At 43.2% G+C, this 24073-nt stretch carries 31 protein-coding genes and 1 tRNA gene; 31 read left to right on the top strand and 1 reads right to left on the bottom strand.

Going from position 1 to position 24073, the window contains the following annotated elements; all coding sequences use genetic code 11:
* Positions 1–17: 17 nt before the first annotated feature.
* The gene (locus tag HZC34_05875; GenBank protein MBI5701352.1) at positions 18–1226 is read right to left on the bottom strand and encodes a hypothetical protein; all 1209 of its coding nucleotides are present in this window, start codon (positions 1224–1226) and stop codon (positions 18–20) included.
* 76 nt (positions 1227–1302) lie between these two features.
* Here HZC34_05875 and gap point away from each other — a divergent pair, with 76 nt between their 5' ends.
* The 31 genes from gap (at position 1303) to HZC34_05720 (ending at position 24064) form a co-directional block, all read left to right on the top strand.
* Complete coding sequence (gene gap, locus HZC34_05870) at positions 1303–2346, top strand: type I glyceraldehyde-3-phosphate dehydrogenase (GenBank protein MBI5701351.1); 1044 nt, start codon at positions 1303–1305, stop codon at positions 2344–2346.
* Positions 2347–3543 carry a phosphoglycerate kinase gene (locus HZC34_05865; protein ID MBI5701350.1) on the top strand — a complete coding sequence of 399 codons (1197 nt, stop codon included), beginning with the start codon at positions 2347–2349 and terminating at the stop codon, positions 3541–3543. It begins immediately after the preceding gene.
* A tRNA-Ala gene (locus tag HZC34_05860) sits at positions 3544–3616 on the top strand.
* A gap of 15 nt (positions 3617–3631) precedes the next feature.
* Complete coding sequence (locus HZC34_05855; GenBank protein MBI5701349.1) at positions 3632–4282, top strand: DedA family protein; 651 nt, start codon at positions 3632–3634, stop codon at positions 4280–4282.
* 57 nt (positions 4283–4339) lie between these two features.
* Positions 4340–4561, top strand: coding sequence for a preprotein translocase subunit SecG (gene secG / locus HZC34_05850; GenBank protein MBI5701348.1), 222 nt, complete (start codon positions 4340–4342; stop codon positions 4559–4561).
* 21 nt (positions 4562–4582) lie between these two features.
* Positions 4583–5233, top strand: coding sequence for a hypothetical protein (locus tag HZC34_05845; protein ID MBI5701347.1), 651 nt, complete (start codon positions 4583–4585; stop codon positions 5231–5233).
* Positions 5234–5241: 8 nt separating this feature from the next.
* Positions 5242–5457, top strand: coding sequence for a hypothetical protein (locus HZC34_05840; protein MBI5701346.1), 216 nt, complete (start codon positions 5242–5244; stop codon positions 5455–5457).
* 178 nt (positions 5458–5635) lie between these two features.
* Complete coding sequence (locus tag HZC34_05835; GenBank protein ID MBI5701345.1) at positions 5636–5893, top strand: hypothetical protein; 258 nt, start codon at positions 5636–5638, stop codon at positions 5891–5893.
* A gap of 17 nt (positions 5894–5910) precedes the next feature.
* Positions 5911–6483 carry a hypothetical protein gene (locus HZC34_05830; protein MBI5701344.1) on the top strand — a complete coding sequence of 191 codons (573 nt, stop codon included), beginning with the start codon at positions 5911–5913 and terminating at the stop codon, positions 6481–6483.
* 17 nt (positions 6484–6500) lie between these two features.
* Positions 6501–7049 carry a hypothetical protein gene (locus HZC34_05825; GenBank protein MBI5701343.1) on the top strand — a complete coding sequence of 183 codons (549 nt, stop codon included), beginning with the start codon at positions 6501–6503 and terminating at the stop codon, positions 7047–7049.
* Positions 7050–7160: 111 nt separating this feature from the next.
* Positions 7161–8072 (top strand): phospho-N-acetylmuramoyl-pentapeptide-transferase, encoded by a 912-nt coding sequence (locus HZC34_05820; GenBank protein MBI5701342.1) that lies wholly within the window; start codon positions 7161–7163, stop codon positions 8070–8072.
* Positions 8069–9313 carry a UDP-N-acetylmuramoyl-L-alanine--D-glutamate ligase gene (gene murD / locus HZC34_05815; GenBank protein ID MBI5701341.1) on the top strand — a complete coding sequence of 415 codons (1245 nt, stop codon included), beginning with the start codon at positions 8069–8071 and terminating at the stop codon, positions 9311–9313. The genes HZC34_05820 and murD overlap by 4 nt, the downstream gene beginning before the upstream one ends.
* A complete protein-coding gene (gene ftsW, locus HZC34_05810) occupies positions 9310–10401 on the top strand; it encodes a putative lipid II flippase FtsW (GenBank protein MBI5701340.1) in 1092 nt (363 codons plus the stop codon). Before murD ends, ftsW begins: the two co-directional genes overlap by 4 nt.
* Positions 10398–11438: an undecaprenyldiphospho-muramoylpentapeptide beta-N-acetylglucosaminyltransferase gene (gene murG / locus HZC34_05805; GenBank protein ID MBI5701339.1), complete on the top strand. Its 1041-nt coding sequence runs from the start codon at positions 10398–10400 to the stop codon at positions 11436–11438. The genes ftsW and murG overlap by 4 nt, the downstream gene beginning before the upstream one ends.
* Complete coding sequence (locus HZC34_05800) at positions 11431–12822, top strand: UDP-N-acetylmuramate--L-alanine ligase (protein ID MBI5701338.1); 1392 nt, start codon at positions 11431–11433, stop codon at positions 12820–12822. Before murG ends, HZC34_05800 begins: the two co-directional genes overlap by 8 nt.
* A 2-nt stretch (positions 12823–12824) precedes the next feature.
* The gene (murB, locus tag HZC34_05795) at positions 12825–13688 is read left to right on the top strand and encodes a UDP-N-acetylmuramate dehydrogenase (GenBank protein MBI5701337.1); all 864 of its coding nucleotides are present in this window, start codon (positions 12825–12827) and stop codon (positions 13686–13688) included.
* A gap of 46 nt (positions 13689–13734) precedes the next feature.
* Positions 13735–14751 carry a hypothetical protein gene (locus tag HZC34_05790; GenBank protein MBI5701336.1) on the top strand — a complete coding sequence of 339 codons (1017 nt, stop codon included), beginning with the start codon at positions 13735–13737 and terminating at the stop codon, positions 14749–14751.
* Positions 14752–14793: 42 nt separating this feature from the next.
* Positions 14794–15639 (top strand): transketolase, encoded by an 846-nt coding sequence (locus tag HZC34_05785; protein ID MBI5701335.1) that lies wholly within the window; start codon positions 14794–14796, stop codon positions 15637–15639.
* Positions 15632–16579, top strand: a complete 948-nt coding sequence (locus HZC34_05780) for a transketolase family protein (protein ID MBI5701334.1) — start codon at positions 15632–15634, stop codon at positions 16577–16579. Before HZC34_05785 ends, HZC34_05780 begins: the two co-directional genes overlap by 8 nt.
* A complete protein-coding gene (locus tag HZC34_05775; protein ID MBI5701333.1) occupies positions 16579–17043 on the top strand; it encodes a dCMP deaminase family protein in 465 nt (154 codons plus the stop codon). The genes HZC34_05780 and HZC34_05775 overlap by 1 nt, the downstream gene beginning before the upstream one ends.
* Entirely contained in the window at positions 17018–17884 is an 867-nt protein-coding gene (pheA, locus tag HZC34_05770; GenBank protein ID MBI5701332.1) for a prephenate dehydratase, read from the top strand. Before HZC34_05775 ends, pheA begins: the two co-directional genes overlap by 26 nt.
* Before the next feature lie 3 nt (positions 17885–17887).
* Positions 17888–18160, top strand: coding sequence for a hypothetical protein (locus tag HZC34_05765; GenBank protein ID MBI5701331.1), 273 nt, complete (start codon positions 17888–17890; stop codon positions 18158–18160).
* On the top strand, positions 18157–18336 hold the full coding sequence (locus tag HZC34_05760) for a YtxH domain-containing protein (protein MBI5701330.1): 180 nt from the start codon (positions 18157–18159) through the stop codon (positions 18334–18336). The genes HZC34_05765 and HZC34_05760 overlap by 4 nt, the downstream gene beginning before the upstream one ends.
* Positions 18337–18383: 47 nt before the next feature.
* Positions 18384–19982 carry an arginine--tRNA ligase gene (locus tag HZC34_05755; GenBank protein MBI5701329.1) on the top strand — a complete coding sequence of 533 codons (1599 nt, stop codon included), beginning with the start codon at positions 18384–18386 and terminating at the stop codon, positions 19980–19982.
* A 91-nt stretch (positions 19983–20073) separates the two neighbouring features.
* Positions 20074–20295 carry a type II toxin-antitoxin system HicB family antitoxin gene (locus HZC34_05750; GenBank protein ID MBI5701328.1) on the top strand — a complete coding sequence of 74 codons (222 nt, stop codon included), beginning with the start codon at positions 20074–20076 and terminating at the stop codon, positions 20293–20295.
* Complete coding sequence (locus HZC34_05745; protein ID MBI5701327.1) at positions 20295–20480, top strand: type II toxin-antitoxin system HicA family toxin; 186 nt, start codon at positions 20295–20297, stop codon at positions 20478–20480. Before HZC34_05750 ends, HZC34_05745 begins: the two co-directional genes overlap by 1 nt.
* A 2-nt stretch (positions 20481–20482) precedes the next feature.
* Positions 20483–21397: a branched-chain amino acid transaminase gene (locus HZC34_05740; protein MBI5701326.1), complete on the top strand. Its 915-nt coding sequence runs from the start codon at positions 20483–20485 to the stop codon at positions 21395–21397.
* Positions 21397–21771, top strand: a complete 375-nt coding sequence (gene acpS, locus HZC34_05735; GenBank protein ID MBI5701325.1) for a holo-ACP synthase — start codon at positions 21397–21399, stop codon at positions 21769–21771. Before HZC34_05740 ends, acpS begins: the two co-directional genes overlap by 1 nt.
* Complete coding sequence (locus tag HZC34_05730) at positions 21758–22561, top strand: NAD(P)H-hydrate dehydratase (GenBank protein MBI5701324.1); 804 nt, start codon at positions 21758–21760, stop codon at positions 22559–22561. The genes acpS and HZC34_05730 overlap by 14 nt, the downstream gene beginning before the upstream one ends.
* Positions 22551–23330 carry an ABC transporter permease gene (locus HZC34_05725; protein ID MBI5701323.1) on the top strand — a complete coding sequence of 260 codons (780 nt, stop codon included), beginning with the start codon at positions 22551–22553 and terminating at the stop codon, positions 23328–23330. The genes HZC34_05730 and HZC34_05725 overlap by 11 nt, the downstream gene beginning before the upstream one ends.
* Positions 23327–24064 (top strand): ABC transporter ATP-binding protein, encoded by a 738-nt coding sequence (locus tag HZC34_05720; GenBank protein ID MBI5701322.1) that lies wholly within the window; start codon positions 23327–23329, stop codon positions 24062–24064. Before HZC34_05725 ends, HZC34_05720 begins: the two co-directional genes overlap by 4 nt.
* The last annotated feature ends 9 nt before the right edge of the window (positions 24065–24073 follow it).

Raw genomic sequence — 24073 nt, 5'->3', positions numbered from 1 at the left:
CGGGCATGACATGTAAATTATTTCTTTATCTTAAACTCTGCTTCGACCGAGCCTATCGCGTCAAAAGTCTCGTTTTTGACCGAAATGATTATTTTTTTGCTCTTGATCCAATCTTTATCTTTTTTAAGATAGACATTGTCGACCATCATGATCGTTTCGGTCGAATCGGAATAATCGGCTGAATCCGCTTTTGCCTCGCGGCCTTTTTGATGTACAACGACATTTCCATCCGCTTTAGCATCGCCGTTTATTGTCGACATGGTTAAAGTATCGGAAGTTATAAAAGTTTTTTCTTCCAATAAAGTTTTCGCATCTGGATTTTTGAGCTTTTTGATGGTTCCTTCTTTTAAAAGCGCTCTTCCTTTTGTAATCACTGCGCGAACATCACCCTTTAATAATATTTTTTCCGTTTCTTTGTTATAATTCCCTTCATTTGCCACAGCGCTTTTTTTGCCCTGTACCACTTCGATTAATCCGCTTGCTTCGACATCTTTTTTGTCGTCGGAATATAAAGACATTTTTTTGCTGTTAAGATAAGTCTTTTGTTTTCCTTTTATGATCGACCTGACGCCGTCTTCCGCGTTCAGCTTTTCTTCATTTGAATCATAATGCAGGAGGCGGCATCTCAAAAAAACATCCTTGCGGTCGATTGAGACATTGCCTGCAAAATCGGATGTTTCTTTTTCATTGTCGATTTCCATAGAATCGGAGCTTAACGATATTTCTTTTTCTCTTATCTTGATGTTCCCGTTGAGGCTTGTTTTTTTTGCGTTCGGATCGTAGGCTAAAAAATCCGCCCTGATCGAAGCGAAATTCCGGTCATTGTCCTTGTCTTTGTCCCTTTGCCTGAAAGAGATATGGGCTTTGATCTGCTTTTTGTTCTCGGCAAAAGCTTCGATCACTTTCGTGCTTGGGTTGGCCTTAACTTTTGGAGCGGTAAGGTTTTTTGTGATGATTTTTCCGTCTTTGTAAAGAATTCCGTGCGTCACATTTTCAAGATAGGTCATCTGGTTGTCTTTTTCGGCCCATCCGCTTTTTGCCGAAAATTCCCACGCTTTTTTCCCGTTTTCGCGGCCGGAAACGCGAGTGTTCTTGAAAACGGCTATTTTTTCGACCGTTCCTTGTGATTTTTCAGATTTTGGAAGGATAAGGAAATATACGAACAGTAACAATAATAATGAAGCGCCGGTAGCTATAAATAATATCCGCCACGGGGAGTTTTCCATGCGAAAGATTATAGAATAGTTGACGGTTTTTCGCAAATAATGATATAATTTAAAAAAAGTGAGGGGGATGTAAAAAATGGCTAAGGTTAAAGTCGGGATAAACGGTTTCGGCAGGATCGGCCGCCAAGTGCTCCATGCAATGGTTGAGAAGGGAGTATTAGGCAGCGAGATCGACGTAGTTGCGGTTGTAGATATTTGTACTGATGCGAAATATTTCGCGTATCAGATGAAATATGATTCGATCCACGGAAGATTCAAAGGCGCTATAACAACCGAGGGAGAAGATGTCCTTGTTGTAAACGGAAGCAAGATCAAGTGCTTAATGGCCGCAAAGGATCCAAGCGGGATCCCTTGGAAAGACCATGGCGTTGATTACGTCATCGAATCGACGGGCCTTTTCCAAGATGCCGAAAAAGCTAAGGGACATATTACAGCCGGAGCCAAAAAAGTTATAATCACGGCTCCAGCCAAAGGTGACGGAAAGACGATCGTCATGGGCGTTAACGACAAAGAATACGACCCATCGAAGCACCACGTGATCTCAAATGCTTCATGTACGACAAATTGCTTGGCTCCTTTGGTCCACGTTCTTTTGAACGAAGGTATCGGTATTGAGACAGGACTTATGACAACGATCCATGCTTATACCGCAACCCAAAAAACAGTTGACGGCCCGTCGAAAAAAGATTGGAGAGGCGGCCGTGCAGCTGCGATTAATATTATCCCGTCTACAACAGGCGCCGCAAAAGCGGTAGGGGAAGTGCTTCCAAAAACCAAAGGAAAACTTACCGGTATGGCTTTCAGGGTCCCGACAGCCGATGTTTCGGTTGTTGACCTTACCTTCCGATCGGAAAAAGATACTTCCATCGAAGAGATCGACGCGCTGATGAAAAAAGCTTCCGAAACTTACCTTAAAGGATTTTTAGGGTATGCGAGCGAAGAAGTTGTTTCAACGGATTTCATCCATGATAACCGGTCTTCGATCTATGATTCGCTAGCTACCATGCAGAATAATTTAAAAGGCGAGAAGAGATTCTTCAAAATTGTTTCATGGTACGACAATGAATGGGGCTATTCTTGCAGAGTAGTCGATCTTATAAAGATGATTGCCAGCAAGTAAATGTCTAAGAAAACGATCCGTGATATGGGTGAATTTCGTGGGAAAAAGGTTTTGATCAGGGTCGATTATAATGTTCCCCAGGATGACAAACAAAATATTACAGACGATACCAGGCTCACGGCATCTCTTCCAACGATCAAGTTCTTGGCCGATGGCGGAGCCAAAATAATACTTGTATCTCATTTAGGCCGCCCGAAAAAAGGCCCTGAAGATAAATTGAGGATGGGGCCTATTGCAAAAAAACTTTCTGAACTCTTGGGTAGATCCGTCCAATATGTACAAGACTCGATCGGCCCCGTTGTTGAAGCTTCTGTCTCAAAATTGAATTCCGGCGATGTCTTATTGCTTGAGAATGTCCGTTTCTACAAAGAAGAAGAGAAGAACGATCCCGAATTCGCCAAGAAGCTCGCTTCTTTGGCCGATATATATGTAAACGACGCATTCGGCACCGCGCACCGCGCGCATGCTTCAACTGTAGGCGTCACAAAATATTTAAAGGGCTATGCCGGATTTTTGATCGAAAAAGAAATAAAATTCTTGGGGCAGCTTATTTCTGGTCCCGCGCATCCATATGTCGCGATATTGGGCGGAGCCAAGATATCAAGCAAGATCGATGTTATAAAAAATCTATTGCCTAAAATTGATACATTGATCATTGCGGGCGGGATGTCGTATACATTCTTCAGGTCGAGGAATGTTTCCGTAGGGAATTCTTTGGTCGAAGAAGATAAGATCGGTGTTGCCAAAGAAATATTAAAAGAAGCGATCGATCTTAATAAGACGATATTGCTTCCGATCGACCATATTTGCGCCGACAAATTCGATGCCAATGCCAATATCCAGCTCGTAACCCGCGGCGGAATTCCAGACGGATGGCAGGGCATGGATATAGGGCCCGAAACCGTCAAAAAATTCAGCCATTCGATAAAAAAAGCAAAAACTATTTTCTGGAACGGTCCAATGGGTGTATTTGAATTTGATAAATTCTCGAAGGGAACTTTTGGAATTGCAAAACTGGTTGCCGAAGCTACAAGCCATGGCGCGGTATCCGTCATTGGCGGCGGGGATTCTGTCGCGGCGATCGAAAAATCCGGTTTAGCTGACAAGATAACTCATATTTCAACCGGCGGCGGCGCATCTTTGGAATTTGTTGAGGGAAAGACGCTTCCAGGTATTGCTTGTTTGCAAGATAAATAGGGGGCTGTAGCTCAGTTGGGAGAGCGCGTCGTTCGCAACGACGAGGCCGTCGGTTCGATCCCGATCAGCTCCATTTAATAATAGTTATATGGAAATATTTTCGTCATTATTGAACTTTATTCTTCATATCGATGCTCATTTGGGTGAGATCATAAAGGCATACGGGGCCTTTTCCTATGCGATCTTGTTCGCAATAGTTTTCGCTGAAACAGGACTTGTATTTACTCCTTTCTTGCCCGGGGATTCCCTCCTTTTTGCGGCCGGGGCTTTTTCGGCGATCGGTTCATTTAATGTCGTTTTTTTGCTTTTTTTGCTGTGGGCCGCCGCTTTCTTTGGCGATACGGTTAACTACTGGATCGGGCGATTTTTTGGCCAGAGCATAGTCGATAACAAGAACATCCCGATCAATCAAAACCATATCGATCAAACCCAGAAATTCTACAGTAAACATGGCGGCAAAACCATCTTCTTGGCCCGTTTTTTGCCGATAATCAGGACCTTTGCTCCTTTTGTGGCAGGCATCGGCAAGATGGATTATTTAAAGTTCATCTACTATAACGCAACCGGAGGGCTTGTTTGGGTATTTGGATTTGTTCTTTTGGGGTATTTTTTTGGCAATCTTCCAGGCATTAAAGAAAACTTTTCGTTTGTTATTCTTGCCATAATCATTCTATCTATTGTACCGATCATCGTTGAGATCGCCAAAGCGAGGATAAGATCGCCCAAAAAAAATATTTGATGCCGATCGCCGCCATTTCTCCTTGACAACAATAATCGATATGCTAATATTAAAAAAATGAAAGCTTTATTGATCATTATTCAGATCTTGTCAGCGATAGCTGTTGTTTTAACGGTATTGCTCCATTCAGCAAAAGGCGAGGGCCTGGGCGGCATAGGCGGCGCAGCCAAGCTTTTCGGAACTCCTAAGGGTTTGGAAGAAGGATTGGACAGGATCACGACGATATCGGCGATAATTTTCATGGTTGTTTCTTTGCTCCTTGGCCTTGGGTTGGTCTAAATCCTTTAAAAGGGTGGAATTATGATACAAATAGAGTCTTTGTTCCCGTTCCTCGAAAAGACTTCGGTCCAACTGCTTAATGTATTTTATGGATTAGCCGCCCTCATAATCGGTTTTGTGCTTGCCAAATTTTTCGAAAAGATCGCAATACTTACATTGCAAGCTTTAAAATTCGACGATCTTTTAAAAACCGTTAAATTCAACTCGATACTCGAAAAAGGCGAAGTAAAAAAGAAACCCTCCGAATTAGTCGGGACTTTTATTTATTGGATAGTTATCTATTTGTTGATTGTTGCCGTTGCATTTATGTCGGGCCTTCCCGTCGAGTCAGCCATTGAAAAAATATTTTCATCCCTATCGCTTATTCTGATCGCCGCAATCGTATTAAGCCTGGGCTCGTTTTTTGCGATATTGTTCGGGAGCCTGGTATACGTTGTGACTGTAAACTTCGGCCTTCCAGGGGCTAAAACAATTGCCCGCCTTATCCAATATGTGACAGTCATCATGGCTTTTCTATTAGCTTTGGAGCAGCTTGGGATCGGCGCAGCCTTGCTTGTACCGAGTATTGGTGTTATTATCGGCGCATTAGGCTTAGCCGTTGCGATCGCTTTCGGGTTGGGCTGCAAAGATATCATGGCCGATTTTGTTTCGAATTTAATTAAGGGGAAGTAAAAATTGAGATGATATCTGATTCGAGAAGAAAAATAATATCCAAGCTGTTTATTAATTTTTCGGGGATTATTTTCGGCTTGCTCGTGATCGGGCAAATGGTCTCCGGAAAAGGGATAAATTTATTGGTCTTTATTGTCGGCATATTATTGCTGGCAGTAACTTCCGCAATAGCAGTTTTTTCAGAACCGAAGAAATCTTTAGAGGAGGATGCTGATGGATTATAGCTTATTGACAATGATAATTGTTTTGGTTGTTGGAGTGGTATTGTTGTGTGTCCTGCTTTATCAAGACAGGCAGGCATCAATTAAACACAAAAACAAACATGCACAATAAAATGTTCGGCCTTGGCTGCAAAGATATCATGGCCGATTTTGTTTTGAATTTAATTAAGGGGAAGTAAAAATGATTTCCAAAGAATATGATGGGATAATAAATAAATTAGATAAACTTACAGGATTATACGAAGGATTGAAGCAGGAATTAACTTTTACCAATCATGCAATCAAGAGAATTGAAGATGAAAAACTGCCTGCGATTGAAAACAGGCTTTCTGGCGTTGAAAATAGTGTAGATGAATTGCGCGTGGAGTTTAAAGACAGCATCAAAAGAGTCGAAGACAAATTGGATGTTCATATGCGCCAGCCAGCGCATTCGGTATAAAAATAAGGGGGTAAAAAATGAAAAAAGTCTTTGTTTCTTTGGTTTTGATTTCGTTATTGGTTTCCGTTTCATTTGCCGCCGCAAAAACCTCTGTTCCGCTGATCCTTTCTTCAGATAGTGTAAAACCTTCCAATTCATTGAGAATAGGGTTAATGAGCCAAGCCGCTCCGGGAGGGTTTGGGACTATTATTACAGGAGGCATGCGCTTTAACCCTGCGATATCCGGCGATTTAGGGATAGCTTATGGGACGAATGCTGCAGGGGCGAATTCAAATATCGGGTTGTTAGGGAGATTAGAATTTGATCTTCTAAAAATCGGCGATGTTATGGCAAAGGCTGGCGGAAATCTGATGATTGCGACTAACCCGGCATATGCGGCAGCCGCAACTTCTTCTATAACTATAAATGGCTTTGTTGGCGTTGAGTATGCATTGTTAAGCAATTTATCAGTTTTGGCTGATCTGACCGTTCTAGAATTTTCAACAGCTGGCGGCGTGTCGACATTTGGAATCGGGTCAGGGACTGCGGCAGGAACAGGTCTTGGGGCTTCTTCGGCTTTGTTCTATAGCGGTGCAAGGTTATATTTGTAAAAATAAGGAGGTGAAATATGAAAAAAAGTTTATTATTAATGGTTCTTCTTGTTTTTGTCCTTTCTTCAATAGCTATGGCTGCACCAGCTAAGAAAGCTGCTGTTGCTCCAGCTGCGGCGCCTGTTGATGTTCCTGCGCTATCAGTCGCTCCTGTTGCGCCTGCGCCACAGGCCGTAAGACCATCATCGGGAATGCCGATCTTTGCCAAAGCAGGTTTAGGCGGGGGAGCCGGAATGATAGCTATTAGCTCCGAAAAGCAAGTCAAGGATAATTTGTCAATTGTCGGCAATTTGGGCTATGGATTCGGAAGCGGATATTCTCTCGTGAATCTAGGAGTATCCGGCAAAATGCCTCTTAGGAATAATATTTATGCGGATTTTGGCGTTAATTATTCCAGCTATTCCGAACTAGTTAAGCTTGGCGTCGGTCCTACTCTTTCTGATAAGGCAGGCATAGGCGTTGGAGTAACAGTTTCGACCAGCCTTCGCGACAATATTGTAGCCGAAGCCGGTTATGATACCCGCTTGGGTTTGATCGCCGAAATTGGATATACTATTAAGAAATAATAGTATTTATATATATAAATAAGCTCTCCGGAGCTTTAGTCCTCTTCCGTAGCAATGCTACTGCGAAGGACGGAGCGAAGGAGGGCTTTTTTTATGATATAATTTCTTTATATGCTTCCTCTTTTTTATCTTTTTGTCCAAGCTTTTTCTGCGTCATTTCTTGTTACTTATCTATTAATTAAACTATTTACAAAGTATAAGTTCAAACAAATCGAAAGGGAGGAAGGGCCTCAAAGCCACAAAATAAAAAGCGGGACGCCTACAATGGGCGGGATAGGGTTTGTTCCAATTGTTCTTATCCTTTCGCTATTAACAATCGATATGAAATATATTCCCGTGCTTCTATTGTATTTAGGATTTTCATTTATTGGGTTTACCGATGATTTTGTTAAGGTATTTAAGGGTAGGAACTTGGGGCTGACTTTCTGGCAAAAGATAATCCTTCAAACTATTTTTTCAGCCTGTTTTGCTTTTTATATAATTAATATTACTAATTATTGGGCCGTTAATCCCGCCATATATTTCTTGTTTTTGATCTTTATAATAATTGGCGCCGCAAATGCGGCAAATCTGACGGATGGCTTGGACGGACTGCTTGCCGGAACATCAATCTTGGCATTTGTTCCATTCTTTATCAGTTTTTATTTGAATGGGTTGTTAGGCGGTGCGGCATTGAGCCTTGTATTTATTGCGGCGATCTTCGGTTTTTTGTTTTTTAATTTTCCGAAAGCAATGATCTTCATGGGCGATACCGGATCTTTGGGGATAGGGGCCGCTCTTTCCGGATTCGCGATAATTAGCCATCATGAGCTGGTCCTCATTGTTGTTTGCGGGGTATATTTAGTTGAAGCGCTCTCTGTTATAATACAGGTAATAAGCTATAAACTATGGAAAAGGCGCGTCTTCAAAATGGCGCCTTTACATCATCATTTTGAGCTTTTGGGATTTTCGGAAATGCAGGTCGTTCTTTTATTTTGGTCTGTACAAGCTATATTAAGCATTATAGGAGTATTTTTGTTATGACAAATTGGAATGAAAAAAATGTCACTGTTTTTGGCCTGGGAAAATCGGGCTTTGCGACCGCGAAAAAATTATCCTCTTTAGGCGCGAAGGTTTTAGCTGTCGAAATTTCTCCCGCCGAAAAAACCGAAAAAAGCATTGAAAAGGCCGAATTGATCGTTTTAAGCCCGGGGATAGATCCCGATATTGATATTTTAAAAAAGGCGCGCGGCAGGAATATCCCTGTTATTTCAGAAATTGAACTCGCGTTCAGGTTTTTTACTAAGCCGATAATTGCTGTTACCGGAACGAATGGGAAAACAACTACAGCAACTCTCATTTATGAATTCATTAAAGCTTCGGGGAGAAAGGTTTCATTAGCCGGCAATATCGGAACTCCATTGGTCTCAATCGATGACACGGAACTTGATTTTATTGTAGCCGAAATTAGCAGTTATCAGCTTGAAACTATTTTAACTTTCAGGCCATGGATAAGCGTCATCACGAATTTAACTCCTGATCATCTAACAAGGCATAAGAGCATGGGCCAATACGCATCGGCAAAAGCCAGGATATATTTGAACCAAAGAAAAACGGATTATCTTGTTTTTAATGCCGAAGATCCTCTTGTCGTGAAATTAATTGAAAGGTCAGAAGCAAGGCATGTGCCATTTTCGAAAAAATATGCCGGCGAAGTGATTCCTCTTTCAATTTCCGATATCGAGATAAAAGGCGAACATAACATTGAAAACGCGATGGCGGCCGCCTTGGCAGCCAAGTTGGCCGGCGTTTCAAATGATGTAATAGCAAAAGTTCTGCGTGAATTCCCGGGCGTCGAGCATAGGATCGAGTATTTCATCGAAAAGAAAGGCGTTAAATTCTATAATGATTCAAAAGCCACGAATCCCGATTCGACTATCGTTGCGCTTCGCGCCCTAAGAGGAGACCAGAAAAACATCGTGCTTATTCTGGGCGGAAGGGATAAGAACACCGATCTTGTAGAGATGAACGGCCTGATCAAGGAAACGGTTAAAACTGTAATATTGATAGGCGAAGCTTCGGGCAGGTTCGAAGAAGGCCTGGCCAAGGTCGGATTTGCCGGGATAAAAAAAGCTTCTAGTTTGGAGGAGGCTGTCCGGATTTCGTATGGCAGCGCATCTCCTGGCGACTTCATCCTGTTATCGCCTGCATGCGCAAGTTTTGACATGTTCAAGGATTTTGAGGATCGCGGGCGGCGGTTCAAAGAACTGGTGGCGAAGCTTTGAAAAAAAGACCCGGAGCCGATAAGCCATTTTTGGCGCTGACGCTTGCGCTTATACTTTTTGGGACGATAATGATCTTCTCTTCAAGCCCGGTCATGGGGATAAAAGTCGGGGACAGCTTTTATTATTTGAAACACCATCTTTTATATTTGATATTAGGGTTTTTTGCCTTTGTCCTGGCAATGAACCTCGAAATGCCCAAGCTTAAAAGATTTGCGCTTCCCATTCTTTCCTTGTCCGTGTTCTTCCTGTTCATGCTTTTTATACCGCGATTCGGCACAACTCTCGGAGGAGCCACAAGGTGGCTCAATTTGTACCTATTTTCATTTCAGCCGTCCGAGCTCGTCAAGTTCGCTATGGTACTGTATTTTTCTATGGCGCTGTCAAACATCAAGGATAAAGTCGGTGATTTTATGAAGGGTTTATTGCCTCTCCTATTGATCTTGATATTTGTTGTCGCGATAATCATAAAACAGCCCGATCTTGGGACTGCGCTTTCGATCTTAGGCACGTCATTTATCATGCTATTTATTGCGGGGGCAAGGATCGCACATCTTACGGTACTTGCGGCTGTCGGCGCTTTTGCTGTTCTTATAATAAGCATCCTTTCGCCGTATAAGCTAAAGAGACTTGTCGCTTATCTTGACCCTTGGAAGGATCCACTTGGCGTTGGTTTCCATATTATCCAATCATTGCTCGCGGTCGGATCCGGCGGGATATTTGGGCTGGGGCTTGGCAATTCCAGGCAAAAATTCTATTATCTCCCCCAGCAATACGCGGATTTCATTTTTGCGGTATTGTGCGAAGAGCTTGGCTTCATAGGGGCTATTGCTTTGCTTTTGATATTTGTCCTGTTCTTTTTGCGGGGGATGCATATCGCAAAGAACGCCCCTGATAGCTTTTCATCGCTTCTGGCATTTGGGCTTATCTTAATGTTTTTTGTCCAGGCGGCCCTGAATCTGCTGGTCGTAGTCGGACTTATACCGACGACGGGGATACCTCTTCCTTTTGTGAGTTACGGAGGCACTGCGATGATAATCAATCTCTTCTCCGTCGGGATCATCGCAAATATCTCAAGGCTTAAGAAATGAAAGTCTTGATCGCGGCCGGTGGCACTGGCGGGCATATTTATCCTGGAATTGCAATTGCCGAAGAGATCATGTCTAGGGACAAAGCAAATAATGTGCTCTTTATCTGCGGAATGACCGATCTCGAAAAGACACTTTTTGATAAAGAGGGCTTTAAGTTTGAGAGGATATTCGCCCGCGGGATAATAAGAAAAATTTCATTTCAAGCCGCATCCGCCCCTTTTGCGGCTTTGGTCGGATTTTTGCAGAGCATCATTATTTTCTTGCGCTTCAGGCCGGACCGCGTTGTCCTAACGGGAGGATATGTAAGTTTTCCAGTGGCGATCGCCGCAAGATTGTTCGGGATCAGACTAATCCTCCAGGAACAGAATGTGCTGCCGGGGATCGTTTCAAGAATGCTGTCGAAGATCTCGTATGGGACGGCATTGTCTTATAATGCTTCAAAAAAATATATCAACGGGATAGTTACCGGGAACCCTGTAAGGCAAAGCATCCGGGGGATCAAAAGAAAGGAAGCGCCTGGAAGGAATGTGCTAATAGTCGGAGGAAGCCAAGGCGCGCGGGCTATCAATCGGGCGATAATTTCAAATATTCAAATGTTTGAGAACAAAAATATTGAATTGTTCCACATTATAGGCCAAAGGGATTTTGCTGATGTTTTAAGCTTTGGCATTAAAACAAAATATCCATTTTACCATCCGATCGCCTATATGTATAATATCGAAGAATGCCTCAAGTCATGCGACTTGGCTTTAAGCAGGGCGGGGGCGACTGCAATTTCTGAATTCCTGGCTGTCGGGATGCCTTCGATCCTGGTCCCTTTCCCGTTTGCTTCCGAAGGCCATCAACAACTGAATGCGGAAGAGATAAAAAATGCCCATGCGGCCGAGGTCCTTCCCGAAAAGGATATCGCAAGACTTCCCCAGCTGGCAATCGGGCTGCTTGACGATCCGCAGAAATTAAGAGAAATGTCGCAGAATGCGCTTCGGATCGCAAGACCTGATGCCGCAAAAAAAGTTGTGGAACTTTTATATGAATAGCTTCGATATCGGTAAACATAAGAATATATATTTAATCGGCATTGGCGGGTGCGGAGTATCAGCTATAGGGAAGATACTTTTTCAAATGGGGTTTAGGGTTTCCGGCTCCGACCTTAAAGAGTCGAGCAATACAATAAGGCTGAAGGACCTCGGGATAAAAGTATTTATCGAGCACAGCGCAAGCAACCTGCGTGAAGCTGATCTTGTCGTGTATTCATCCGCGGTCTCAAAGGACAATGTAGAATTCATGGAAGCCAAGTCTAAGAACCTTACGATTATTAAGCGCGCGCAGATGCTTTCGTGGATCATGGACAAATTCAAACAAAGGGTGGCGGTCGCAGGCACGCACGGCAAAACGACGACGACATCGATGATATCGAAAATATTCTGCGATGCGAGGCTTGACCCTACATACTTGATCGGCGGCGAGACGGATTATGTCGACGGCAATGCGAGGCTTGGGGCAGGGGAATATGCAATAGCCGAAGCTGACGAAAGCGACGGGTCATTCTTGGAATTAAACCCAACTGTAACTGTTTTGACCAATATCGAGCCCGACCATATGGAATATTTCGGCACGGTCGAAAACTTGCATGATATATTCGGGCAATTTATTGGGCGAACCGCAAAAGACGGGCTTTTAGTTGTTGGAGTCGACAATCCCCAATCGGCGGAGATCGCCAACAAAACATCCATCAGGAAAATTACATACGGGATAATTTCCGACGCGGATATTACCGCGCGAAATTTCTTGTTTGATGAGAACAAGTCGAAATTTAATGTTCTACGGAATGGAAAGATGCTTGGAGAGCTCGTCTTGTCTATCCCCGGCGAGCAGAATATTTCAAATGCACTAGCAGCAATCGCAGTTTCAATGGAAGCGGGCATCCCATTTTCGACAATAGCTTCATCCCTCCATTCTTTTACTGGAGCAAAAAGGCGTTTCCAGATTATAGGCGAGGTTGACGGCATCCTGGTCGTTGACGATTATGCTCACCATCCGACAGAGATAAAGGCGACTCTTCACGCCACTAAAATGGGATGGGGAGATGACCATAGGATAATTGCTATTTTCCAGCCGCACAGGTACAGCCGCACATTAAACCTTTTCTCGCAGTTCGGGGAGGCTTTTATTGACGCCGACCTTGTCATATTGACCGATATTTATTCAGCGGGCGAGTCGCCGATCCAAAATGTCGACGGCCGGATGATCTCTCGCGAAGTGGAAAAACACCAGGACGTCCTCTACGTCCAAAGAAAAGAACGCATACCAGAGATTCTCGTCAAGATGCTCAAGCCAAACGACCTGATACTGACTATGGGAGCCGGCGATATAAATAATATCGGCAAAGAAATTTTGTCGCGCCTCAAGATCAAACTATAACAATGCTTCAACTGCAAAAAAACGAGCCCTTATCTCTCCATTCAACGATCAAGATCGGCGGCCCCGCTTTATATTTTACGACCGCAAGGGATATAGATGGGATTGTTGAAGCCATTGATTTTGCCAGGTCGAAAAAATTAAGATATTTTATTTTGGGCCTCGGTTCAAATATTTTGTTTGCTGACAAAGGGTTTAATGGTGTCGTGATAAAGCTTGGGATGGATAATATCGAAATTGCCGGCAAAAATGCATTAGTCGATGCCGGCATGCCTTTGCAGAAATTATTGAATGACCTAAGGAAAAACGGCCTGACCGGGCTTGAATTTTTGGCGGGTGTCCCTGGGACGCTGGGCGGCGCGGTTGTGATGAATGCAGGCCTTAAAGAGTTATGGATCGGGAAATTTGTCGAGAAGGTGTTGGTCATCGACCAAAACGGCAAAGAAAATGTATATTCCAAAGCCGATTGCAAATTCAACTACAGGACCAGCGTTTTTACTGAAACGAGCTTATTTATCAAAAAAGTTGAGCTTAATTTGGACCGCGACACCGCATTAAATATCAAAGAAAAAATGCAAGCATATATGAAAGACAGGATCGAGAAGCAGCCTTACGACATACCGTCCATGGGCAGCATTTTTAAAAATCCGAAAGGCCAATTTGCTGGAAAATTACTTGAAGATGCCGGGCTTAAAGGGGCAAGGATAGGGAACGCGCAGATCTCTAGCAAGCATGCGAATTTTATAGTCAATCTGGGGCAGGCGACATGCCAAGATGTAAGAAAATTGATTGACCTAGCAAGGAATAGGGTTTGGGGGAAATTCCGCGTAAAATTGCAGCTGGAAATAATAATGCCTTCCTATATTTGAGCTTGACAAGCACAACTTGTTTTCGTTATTATGTCCATAATCGATCATGAAAACAAAAATTGTTTCATTATTTGTTTTGATCCTATTTGTTTCTTCAGCCGATTCATTTGCCGCGAATAAAAATGCCACTGCCGTAAAAAAACAAAAGGTGATAAAAACAAAAATCCGCCAGATCGGGAACGAAATACAGCAGATCAACAAAGCTATTATTGAGATAAGAAATGAGAAGTTGAATAGGATAATTGAGGCTCAAAAGCTTAAGGAAAAACTGCTTAAACCCAAAATAATCGGCAAGGCGCGCAGAATATACAAGCCGAGGATCCATCGGGCTTACCACAAGCCTGCGCCCCAAATTGAACCCAAAATTATTGAGGAAGAGGCGCCCCCGGCAGCGGAAAGCGAAGTTTCTATAATTCAAAATCAGATAAAAAAACTCACTTCAAACCTCAAATCTTTAGGATTAAAATTTAAAAGAGCCAAAAATCCGGCGCTTAGAAAAAGCCTCATGAGGCAGATGAATGCTATAAATTCGAAGATCAAGGCATTAAAGAAAAAATTAAAAAAGCTGCAAGGCGAGGAAGAAGTTTCGCTTCCGCAGCCAGAAAAAATAACGGCACATCCTCCGCCTCCGATAACGGTTCCTCCTCCTCAGCCGGTTGTAAAACCGGTAGAGCCGGCGCCAAAGGCTCCAGGGGAAACATTCCAAATAAAAAGCGGGATAATTGCCGGGTCTGCGGCCCTAATGGCAGATTACGTAGCTCCTTTGGACAAAGGAAGCGAACTTGTAATGGGCGCAGGGTTTGGATCGGGCGTCGATTATACAGTTACAATGGCTGAAATTGGCATGATGTTCAAAGCCGATGTAAACTACTGGGGGCCGACTGTAACTTACCATAATTTTTCAAATCCTGTCATGTACTTGGTCGGTATGCCGTCTTTGGTCTCTGATGGCGGAAAGATCGGGATAGGCGTACAGATCGGCAGGAATGCTAATAATTTTTTTGCTGAATCCGGCTATAATACGTCTTCCGGGGTTTATCTCGATTTTGGATACAAGTTCTGAAATTTCTTGAACGCTCTTTTTATTCATGATATCATTCTATAAATGGTTTCGAAAGAATTACTCAAAGAATTAGAAATTAAAGCCAACACTTTGCGCAAGCATATAATAGAAATGACTTGCCGTGCGCAATCGGGGCATCCAGGAGGGTCTCTTTCGGCTGCCGACATCATAACTGTCCTCTATTTTCATAAAATGAGGCATGATCCAAAAGAGCCGAAATGGGCCGATCGCGACAGGTTTGTGATGTCGAAGGGACATGCAGCGCCGGTACTTTATGCGGCTCTTGCGGAAGCCGGATATTTCCCAAAATCATATCTTAAAACATTAAGACAGATTGGAAGCTCTCTTCAGGGACATATCGATATGCTTTCGCTTCCGGGGATCGAAATATCAACCGGATCATTGGGACAGGGGCTTTCTGCCGCGAACGGGATGGCGTTAGCCGCGCGTCTCGACAAGAAATCTTATAGGATATATTGTTTAACAGGCGATGGCGAATGCCAAGAAGGCCAGATCTGGGAAGCCGCTATGACCTCTTCGCATAAAAAGCTCGATAATTTGACGGTCATAGTCGACAGGAACAAATATCAGATCGATGGCCGGGTAGAGGATATCAAAAATATTGAGCCTCTAGCCGATAAATTCAAAGCGTTTGGTTTCCATGTGTTAAAATGTGACGGGCATTCAATCAATGCGATAATTGCTTCTTTTGAAGAAGCGGAAAAGATCAAGGGGTCGCCGACAGTGATCATTGCTGACACTGTAAAAGGGAAAGGCGTATCGTTCATGGAAGCGAAACCGCTCGATTTTCACGGGAAAGCCCCCACAAAAGAAGAGGAAGCGCAAGCTTTAAGCGAACTTTGCGAGTGTTTTAAAAATAATGGCTAAACAATTGATCGCGACACGGGATGCATACGGCAAGACATTGGCCGCTCTTGGAGCGGAAAACCAAAATATTGTGGTATTGGATGCGGATCTTTCGGCCTCGACGAAAACTGTGAACTTTGCGAAACTTTTTCCTGAAAGATTTTTTGATATGGGAGTCGCTGAACAAGACATGATCTCAACAGCCGCTGGATTGGCGGCAGCCGGAAAGATCGCTTTTGCTTCAACATTCGCGGTATTTGGATCGGGCAGGGCTTGGGACCAGATAAGGATGATGTGTGCTTATACAAGGCTTAACGTTAAAGTTGTCGTAACCCACGGCGGGATAACAACAGGCGAAGATGGAGCTTCTCACCAAGCAAACGAAGATATAGCTATAATGAGGCCTCTTCCCAATATGACAGTTGTAGCTCCATGCGATGCAATAGAAACTGCCGCCGCGATCAGGGCAGTTGCTGAACTGCACGGGCCTGCCTATGTAAGGCTTTCCCGGTTGGCTACACCTGTGATATATGAGAACGAAAAGATCAATTTTAAACTTGGCAAGGGGATAGTTCTGCAAGAAGGCAAAGATGTGACAATATTTTCATGCGGGATCATGGTTGATGCCGCGCTCGAAGCCGCAAAAATATTAAAAGATAAAAAGATATCCGCTGAAGTAATTAACCTGCACACAATAAAGCCGATCGACAAAGCATTGATAATTAAGAGCTCAAAAAAAACAGGCGCAGTTGTGACGGCAGAAGAACATTCTATAATTGGGGGGCTGGGTAGCGCGGTTGTGGAGGTGTTGTGCGAAACGTATCCCGTCCCCGTTGTGCGTGTGGGCGTCAAAGACACATTTGGGGAATCGGGAAAGCCAGCAGAATTGCTTGTCAAATATGGATTAACGCCTCAAGATATAGTTGCAGCCGTAAAGTCTGTTATTACCAGGAAAAAATAATGGACTTAAGACCTTCATGGGACGAGTACTTCATGAAAATAACCAAAGATGTTTCAACGCGCGCGACATGCGTTAAGCGCCAAGTCGGGGCGATAGTAGTCAAAGACAACCATATGTTAGCGTCAGGGTATAATGGATCGCCTAAGGGATTTGAGCACTGCACCGAAGAAACCTGCATACGTAAACAGATGAATGTTCCATCGGGACAGAGGCATGAGTTGTGCCGCGGCCTCCATGCTGAACAAAATTCCATCATACAGGCTGCGGTGCATGGAGTTAAAATAGACGGCAGTACGATGTATTGCACCTATCAACCGTGCGTTATTTGCGTTAAAATGATGGTAAATGCGGGGATCGTCCGTTTGGTTTACGAAGGCGGATACCCCGACGAATTGGCAAGCCAGATGCTCAAAGAATCCAACATGGAGGTCGTGCAGTATGAAAGTAGGGTACTTAGGTCCTGAAGGGACATTTTCAGAAGAAGCCAGCAAGATCTATGCAAGAAAGATCAAAGGCAAAGTTTCTATGCAGCCTTTTGCCACTTTCCACGATGCGCTGGTCTCTGCCGATAAAAAAAGCGTTGATGAGATCATAGTTCCTATCGAAAATTCTATCGAAGGAACGATAGGGACCGTAACCGATATGCTGGCTCGCGATGTAAATTTGAAGATCTGCGGCGAACTTATTTTCCCCGTCCATAATTATCTTTTAGCCCAGAAAGGGGTTAAAGCCAACGAAATAACCGATGTTATCTCCCATCCCCAGCCGCTTGAGCAATGCAAAGATTATTTGAGGAGAAAACTACCAAAAGCTAAACTTCATTTGTCATATTCAACATCGGAAGCGGCAAAGCAGGTCGCGCAATCACTTGGCGAAAAGATCATTTCCCATGGCGTCGTCAAAGGTCCGGTATTCGCGGCGATCGGCACCTTGGCTTCCGCAAAATTATATGGCTTATCGGTAATAGCGCGTGATCTTAATTCAAAGGACAACCAAACGAGGTTCGTAATATTATCAAAACAGGACCATAAGAAAACAGGAAAAGACAAAACATCAATAGTTTTTACTCTTCCCAAGGATAGGCCGGGAGGTCTGCACGATGTGTTAGCCGAATTTGCAGAGCGCGACATAAATCTTACAAAGATAGAATCCCGCCCCGTAAAAAAAGAATTGGGCGACTATTATTTCTTTGTCGACCTAGAAGGCCACAGGGATGATATCGACATTTCTAGGGCGCTTAGGATGATTGAGAGCAAAGTCGCTTTCTATAAGCTGCTTGGATCATATCCTAAGGCAAGGAGGTAAAAAATGAGTTTATATATGGGTTTGGCTCTTCAATTTTGCGGAATAATACTACTTATTGCGCTTATTGTTCTTGCAATACTTGGAGTTTTAGTTCTTCTTGACATACGGTTTGTTACAAACAGGCTCAAAAAAGAGATCAAAGCGGCGGCATTTTTGATAAGCATCATGGATTTTATTATTTCTGGCATTGAAATCGCAAAAAAGAAGATCGGGAACCTTGATATAATAAATAAAGTCAAAGAATCAATCGATATTATGAAGGAAGGTGATAAATAGTGGGCAAGCTGTTAAAGGGGATATTGGGATGGGGGATAATAGGTTTTGTAGCAGGGCTTCTTTTTGCTCCAGAAAAAGGCGAAGATGCCAGAAAGAAAGTATCCGAAGCAATTGAGAAAGGCAAAGAAAAATTCAATGAAGTAAAATCCAGCTTCGATAAGTCAAAAGAGAATTAACCTGCGAATGAATTCGCGGTTAATACGAAGAAAGGATATTCAATATTATGAGGGAGAAACTAGCTAAATTAGTCAAAGATTCGGCATCAAAGCTTGTTTCTCCCTCTCTTTTGCCCGAAGTAGACATTTCGATCCCTCAAGAACGCTACGGAGATTTTGCGACAAATATAGTGCTAAAGTTGGCGCCCATTGTCAACAAACCGATCTTTGAGATCGCGTCTTTTATCGCCGCTGATCTATCTACCAATAATACCTTTGAAAAAGTTGAAGCGGCCAGGAACGGGTTTATAAATTTCAAATTAAACATAAAGTTCCTGCAAGATATTCTATTTGAAATAATTGATAAAGACCATCAATATGGACGATCCAATTTTGGCCAGAACCAAAAAGTGCTTGTAGAATTTGTGTCGGCCAATCCTACCGGCCCTTTGCATGTGGGTCATGGCAGGTGGGCGGTGATCGGAGACGATATTGCTAGCCTTCTAGAAGCTATCGGGTATACAGTTGAGCGCGAATTTTATGTGAACGATGTCGGCAACCAAATAGATAAGCTGGAGCTATCGGTCAAGGCGCGTATCAATGGTACAGAGATCCCCGAGGGTGGGTATGGCGGAGATTATGTAAACAGGATATTAGAAGATCCCGCCATAGCCTCGGCTTCGGCGGGCAAGCAGGACATCAGAAGAATAATATTAAAGATAATGCTTAATGAACAGAAGGCATCACTCGAGAAGCTTGGTGTCAAATTCGATCGATTCTTCTCCGAAGAAACACTCCATAAGAACAATAAAGTAAAAGATGCTATTTTGAAATTGAAAATGCATGGTGTGACTTTTGAGGAAGAGGGTGCCTTGTGGTTTAAATCCCAAGAGCTGGGCGATGATAAGAATCGTGTTTTGATCAGGGCGAATGGCGAAACAACATATTTTGCGGCCGATATTGCGTATCATGCCGACAAATATGAAAGAGGTTTTGACTATATGATAGATGTATGGGGCGCGGACCACCACGGCTACATTCCTCGTTTGAAAGCGGCGATCCAATCCCTTGGCCTACAGGTATCGAAATTCGAAGTGATAATCGGACAGCTTGTTTCCCTCTTTCGCGGGAAAGAGCCTGTCAGAATGTCGAAGAGAACCGGGGACATGGTGACTTTAAATGAAGTAGTCGACGAAGTCGGGCGTGATGCTACAAGATTTTTTATGACCATGACATCGGTCAACTCGCATTTGAATTTTGATCTCGAACTTGCAAAAGCGCAAGCCTCTGACAATCCCGTATATTACGTCCAATATGCCCATGCGAGGATCTCAAGCATAATAAAAGAATTCAATGATAAAAAAACTTTTTATGAATGCGCTCCAAATCTATCGAAGCTAACGCACGGATCCGAAAGAAAACTCATGAGGAAGCTGCTTGATTATCCGGACGAGATCCTGGCTGCGGCAAAGCGTCGCGAGCCTCATATATTGATCGAATATTCGAAAAATCTTGCGCAAAACTTCCATAATTTTTATCATCAATGCAGAGTGATAACCGAAGATAGAAAGCTTTCGTATTCTAGGCTTACCCTTGTTTCTGCCACTCGAATAGTACTTCGCAATGTGTTAGAATTATTAAAAGTTTCGGCTCCGGAGAGGATGTAGATCAATCGGCTTCAGCCCCCTCCTCGAAAATCTCACCTTTTCACAGAAATGTTTTTATGATAGAATTAGGGCGCATTAAGGCGGTGTAATAATGATAAATAATTTTACGGCGGTTTTTGAAACAACGGAAGATTGGTTTCTCGGATATGTGGAAGAACTGCCTGGAGCCAATACCCAGGGTAAAACATTGGATGACGCCAGGGAAAATTTAAAAGAAGCAATTGCACTTATTTTAGAATCAAATCGTGAACTTGCGGAAAGAGATATTGTAGGAAAGAAAGTGGTAAAAGAGGAAATCGGAGTTAATGTTTAATGAAAAGAAGGGATTTAATAGAACATCTAACCCTTAACGGTTGCCGTTTCCTTCGAGAGGGATCCCGACATACAGTTTATTTCAATTCATCCAACCGCAAAACATCAACTATTCCCCGGCACAATGAAATTCATGAATTCTTAGCCAAGAAAATCTGCAAGGATTTGGAAGTCCCCAAACCATAATCATGAAATACGCTTTTTTTAAAGGGAAAATAGTCCCGTTTTCCGATGCAAAGATCGGAATAATGACTCATGCTTTCAATTATGGTACAGGAGTTTTCGAAGGCATACGAGCATATTGGAATGCCGACAAAAACCAGATGTATATCTTGAAGCTTAAAGAACACTTTGAGCGCCTTCAAAGATCTTCGGCTCTCGCTCTAAAGACCGCCACAAAATATTCGATCGATGAATTGGTGGATATTACCGTTGAACTTACAAAAAAGAACAGATATAAAGAAGATATCTATATAAGACCGATCTATTATAAATCCCAGGAAAAAATTGGACTGGGCCTTTTAGGGATCGAAGATGATTTCTGCATGTTCTTGGCCCCATTTGGCGCATATCTTGATATTACAAAGGGAATAAGAGTTTGCGTCTCTTCTTGGTATAGGATCTCGGAGAGATCGGCGCCTCAAGGAGCGAAGATCACCGGCGCATATTTTAATTCTTCCCTTGCAAAAGCGGAAGCTTTAGAAAAAGGTTTTGACGAAGCGATCCTTCTATCGCACGAAAGAACAGTCGCCGAAGGATCGGGGGAAAATTTGTTCGTAGCCAAGAACGGCAAGCTGATAACGCCGCCGCTTTCCGAAACAATTCTTCCGGGCATAACTCGAGCTGCCGTGATGGAACTTGCTTCAAAAGAACTTGGCATCGAAACGGTTGAACGGCAGATCAAACAAGATGAATTATATTCCGCCGATGAGCTATTCTTTTGCGGGACCGGTGCCCAAATATCTTCTATCATCCAAGTCGACGATAAGACAATAAAAGACGGGAAAATAGGGAATTTAACAAAGAAGCTGCAAGAAATTTATTTTCGCGCGGCTCGCGGCGACGATCCTAAATATTCAAGTTGGGTGACACCTGTCTATTAATGATAAAAGGAATTGGCGTCGACATAATTGAAATTGACCGTATCAGTTCCTCCGTTGAGAGATATGGAGATTCTTTTCTAAAAAAAATATATACTGATCGCGAAATCGTTTACTGCACATTAAAGAAAGGCTTCAAAATACCCGAGCTTGCCGCCAGATTTGCCGCTAAAGAAGCGTTCTCTAAAGCGATAGGAACAGGGATCAGAGGGATCGGAAAGGATAAGAACGGAGCGGCATGGACGGATATTGAAGTTGTAAATGACCTGCTTGGGAAACCTCAAATATATCTCAAGAGAAAAATTGCTAAAAAAGTCCATGTCAGCCTTTCGCATAGCAGGGATTATGCCGTGGCCACCGTATATGTTGAAAAATAAATTACCGAAAAGAAAAAATGATACGAATAAAGGCGATTATGGCCGCGTCCTTATCGTTGCCGGATCATCTGGGATGCTTGGGGCAGGGGTCTTGGCATCGCGCGCGGCATTAAGGGCTGGGGCGGGGCTTGTTTACTGGGCAGTTCCTTCAAGTTTAAAAGATATCGCGAATCTGGCAACACCAGAAGTTATCATAAAAAATTATTACGAGATGTCGGATATTAAATACGATTGTATTGCTTGTGGCCCAGGCCTTTCGCAAAGTGAAAACATAAAGGATCTAGTTCTCAAATTGTTGAAAACTTCAAATTGCCCATTAATAATAGATGCCGATGCTCTTAATGTGTTAAACGGCGATGATCTGGAAAAAACTAATTTACAAATAATTATTACGCCACACCCGGGAGAGATGGCTAGGCTTGCGAATTTATCAATTGACTATATACAGAAAAATCGCCTGAAGATCGCTAAAGAATTTTCAAAAAAATGGAACGCAATTATTGTTTTAAAGGGATATAATACGGTTGTCGCAAGCCCGTTCGGGCTCGAATATGTAAATAAGACAGGGAACCCCGGGATGGCGACCGCCGGATCCGGGGATGTATTGACCGGGATCATCGCATCTTTTGTTGGGCAGGGATTGCCGATCTTTGATGCGGTATGCCTTGCGGTAAATATTCATGGGATAGCCGGAGACTTGTCCAAAAAAGATAAAGGCGAGTATGGGATGATAGCATCGGATATTATTGAAAATATCCCGTATGCAATAAGGGCGTATAATGGAAAATAACAGATTCATCGAAAACTTGGGGAATAAATCTATCGAGATCATCGAGGAATTCGGGCATTCCACGCAATTATTCATTGATACCCTAAAAAGCTTAATTTCCGGGAAAGTTAGGCCGGAATTGGTTTTCGATCAGATGGTCAAAGTTGGCATCAATTCCCTGCCGATAGCTGCAACTTCCGCATTTTTTGTAGGCATGGTCTTTGCTGTGCAGATCGGGACCGAATTCGTACGATTTGGCGCGAGCAAATATATAGGCGGCGTCATGGGGATAGCTGTTACTCGCGAGCTTGCCCCGGCATTAACGGGGATCGTTATAGCGTCTAGGGTTGCAGCCGCAATTACAGCCGAGATCGGCACGATGAACGTAACTGAACAGATAGATGCCCTAAAAGCGGCCGGCAGTAATCCTGTAAAATATCTTGTTGGGCCGAGAATGCTTGCTTGCACGTTCATGCTCCCGTTGCTTACGGTGCTTGCCGATATCTTTTGCTTTTTGGGCGGATATCTGGTCGCAGTTTATTTGATAAAGATCAATTCTGTCGATTATATCAATTCTGCTCAGCAGTTCATAAAAACGAGCGATATTTACGGCGGCGTCTTCAAATCATTAATTTTCGGTATTATCATTTCGATAATCGCGTGCTACAGGGGACTTAAAACAAAAGGTGGGGCGAAAGGAGTGGGGGAAGCTACGACATCATCTGTGGTTTCATGTCTCATCGCATTGTTCGTCGTTAATTATTTTTTGTCGGTACTGTTATTTAAATGATAAAGATATTGAGCTTAACAAAAAAATATGGTGCGCTTACGGTTTTGGACGATGTTTCGATCGTTATCCCCGAAGGCGAAACGTTAGCCATAATTGGGCCGTCTGGCTGCGGAAAAAGCACCCTGTTGCGGCTCATCTTGAGGCTTGAAGATGCTACATCGGGAAGTATTTTCATTGATGGGCAGGACATAAATAGATTATCCGAAGAAGGCTTGTTGAAGCTAAGGCAAAAGATCGGGATGGTTTTCCAGTCTTCCGCTCTTTTTGACTCGATGACAGTAGGTGAAAACATCGCTTTTCCGCTGCGCGAACATGCCAATTTATCCGAAAGGGAAATAAGCGCTATCGTTTCAAAAAAGTTAAAGCTTGTCGATCTTGCCGGCAAAGAGGACCTGATGCCGTCCGAACTGTCTGGCGGCATGCAAAAAAGGGTAAGCATCGCGCGCGCACTCGCTTTTGACCCAAAAATTATATTATACGACGAGCCGACAACTGGCCTTGACCCCATAACTTCAACGAATATAGAAAACCTAATTATTGAATTGGGAAGAGGATTAAAGGTTACATCGATTGTCGTAACCCATCAATTAAGCACTATTTTTAGGACAGCATCCAGGATAATAATGCTGCATAAAGGAAAATTCATCGAGAGCGGGACAGTTTCTGAAACAAAAAGATCAACAAACAAGATAATATATGATTTTATCAATGCCGGGCTTGAAAGCACAAAATAAAGGAGATGC

Source organism: Candidatus Saganbacteria bacterium (genome assembly GCA_016223245.1).
In the GTDB taxonomy this organism is placed as follows: Bacteria; Margulisbacteria; WOR-1; order XYC2-FULL-46-14; family XYC2-FULL-37-10; genus JACRPL01.
The sequence above is the reverse complement of the archived record's forward strand: the minus strand, read 5'-3'. Positions and strand labels throughout refer to the sequence as shown.

What these genes read in the sequence shown, in the direction of transcription:
- HZC34_05875 (MBI5701352.1), bottom strand. Translation starts at nt 1,226, where the DNA reads ATGGAAAACTCCCCGTGGCGGATATTATTTATAGCTACCGGCGCTTCA.
- gap (MBI5701351.1), top strand. Translation starts at nt 1,303, where the DNA reads ATGGCTAAGGTTAAAGTCGGGATAAACGGTTTCGGCAGGATCGGCCGC.
- HZC34_05865 (MBI5701350.1), top strand. Translation starts at nt 2,347, where the DNA reads ATGTCTAAGAAAACGATCCGTGATATGGGTGAATTTCGTGGGAAAAAG.
- HZC34_05855 (MBI5701349.1), top strand. Translation starts at nt 3,632, where the DNA reads ATGGAAATATTTTCGTCATTATTGAACTTTATTCTTCATATCGATGCT.
- secG (MBI5701348.1), top strand. Translation starts at nt 4,340, where the DNA reads ATGAAAGCTTTATTGATCATTATTCAGATCTTGTCAGCGATAGCTGTT.
- HZC34_05845 (MBI5701347.1), top strand. Translation starts at nt 4,583, where the DNA reads ATGATACAAATAGAGTCTTTGTTCCCGTTCCTCGAAAAGACTTCGGTC.
- HZC34_05840 (MBI5701346.1), top strand. Translation starts at nt 5,242, where the DNA reads ATGATATCTGATTCGAGAAGAAAAATAATATCCAAGCTGTTTATTAAT.
- HZC34_05835 (MBI5701345.1), top strand. Translation starts at nt 5,636, where the DNA reads ATGATTTCCAAAGAATATGATGGGATAATAAATAAATTAGATAAACTT.
- HZC34_05830 (MBI5701344.1), top strand. Translation starts at nt 5,911, where the DNA reads ATGAAAAAAGTCTTTGTTTCTTTGGTTTTGATTTCGTTATTGGTTTCC.
- HZC34_05825 (MBI5701343.1), top strand. Translation starts at nt 6,501, where the DNA reads ATGAAAAAAAGTTTATTATTAATGGTTCTTCTTGTTTTTGTCCTTTCT.
- HZC34_05820 (MBI5701342.1), top strand. Translation starts at nt 7,161, where the DNA reads ATGCTTCCTCTTTTTTATCTTTTTGTCCAAGCTTTTTCTGCGTCATTT.
- murD (MBI5701341.1), top strand. Translation starts at nt 8,069, where the DNA reads ATGACAAATTGGAATGAAAAAAATGTCACTGTTTTTGGCCTGGGAAAA.
- murG (MBI5701339.1), top strand. Translation starts at nt 10,398, where the DNA reads ATGAAAGTCTTGATCGCGGCCGGTGGCACTGGCGGGCATATTTATCCT.
- HZC34_05800 (MBI5701338.1), top strand. Translation starts at nt 11,431, where the DNA reads ATGAATAGCTTCGATATCGGTAAACATAAGAATATATATTTAATCGGC.
- murB (MBI5701337.1), top strand. Translation starts at nt 12,825, where the DNA reads ATGCTTCAACTGCAAAAAAACGAGCCCTTATCTCTCCATTCAACGATC.
- HZC34_05790 (MBI5701336.1), top strand. Translation starts at nt 13,735, where the DNA reads ATGAAAACAAAAATTGTTTCATTATTTGTTTTGATCCTATTTGTTTCT.
- HZC34_05785 (MBI5701335.1), top strand. Translation starts at nt 14,794, where the DNA reads ATGGTTTCGAAAGAATTACTCAAAGAATTAGAAATTAAAGCCAACACT.
- HZC34_05780 (MBI5701334.1), top strand. Translation starts at nt 15,632, where the DNA reads ATGGCTAAACAATTGATCGCGACACGGGATGCATACGGCAAGACATTG.
- HZC34_05775 (MBI5701333.1), top strand. Translation starts at nt 16,579, where the DNA reads ATGGACTTAAGACCTTCATGGGACGAGTACTTCATGAAAATAACCAAA.
- pheA (MBI5701332.1), top strand. Translation starts at nt 17,018, where the DNA reads ATGAAAGTAGGGTACTTAGGTCCTGAAGGGACATTTTCAGAAGAAGCC.
- HZC34_05765 (MBI5701331.1), top strand. Translation starts at nt 17,888, where the DNA reads ATGAGTTTATATATGGGTTTGGCTCTTCAATTTTGCGGAATAATACTA.
- HZC34_05755 (MBI5701329.1), top strand. Translation starts at nt 18,384, where the DNA reads ATGAGGGAGAAACTAGCTAAATTAGTCAAAGATTCGGCATCAAAGCTT.
- HZC34_05750 (MBI5701328.1), top strand. Translation starts at nt 20,074, where the DNA reads ATGATAAATAATTTTACGGCGGTTTTTGAAACAACGGAAGATTGGTTT.
- HZC34_05745 (MBI5701327.1), top strand. Translation starts at nt 20,295, where the DNA reads ATGAAAAGAAGGGATTTAATAGAACATCTAACCCTTAACGGTTGCCGT.
- HZC34_05740 (MBI5701326.1), top strand. Translation starts at nt 20,483, where the DNA reads ATGAAATACGCTTTTTTTAAAGGGAAAATAGTCCCGTTTTCCGATGCA.
- acpS (MBI5701325.1), top strand. Translation starts at nt 21,397, where the DNA reads ATGATAAAAGGAATTGGCGTCGACATAATTGAAATTGACCGTATCAGT.
- HZC34_05730 (MBI5701324.1), top strand. Translation starts at nt 21,758, where the DNA reads ATGTTGAAAAATAAATTACCGAAAAGAAAAAATGATACGAATAAAGGC.
- HZC34_05725 (MBI5701323.1), top strand. Translation starts at nt 22,551, where the DNA reads ATGGAAAATAACAGATTCATCGAAAACTTGGGGAATAAATCTATCGAG.
- HZC34_05720 (MBI5701322.1), top strand. Translation starts at nt 23,327, where the DNA reads ATGATAAAGATATTGAGCTTAACAAAAAAATATGGTGCGCTTACGGTT.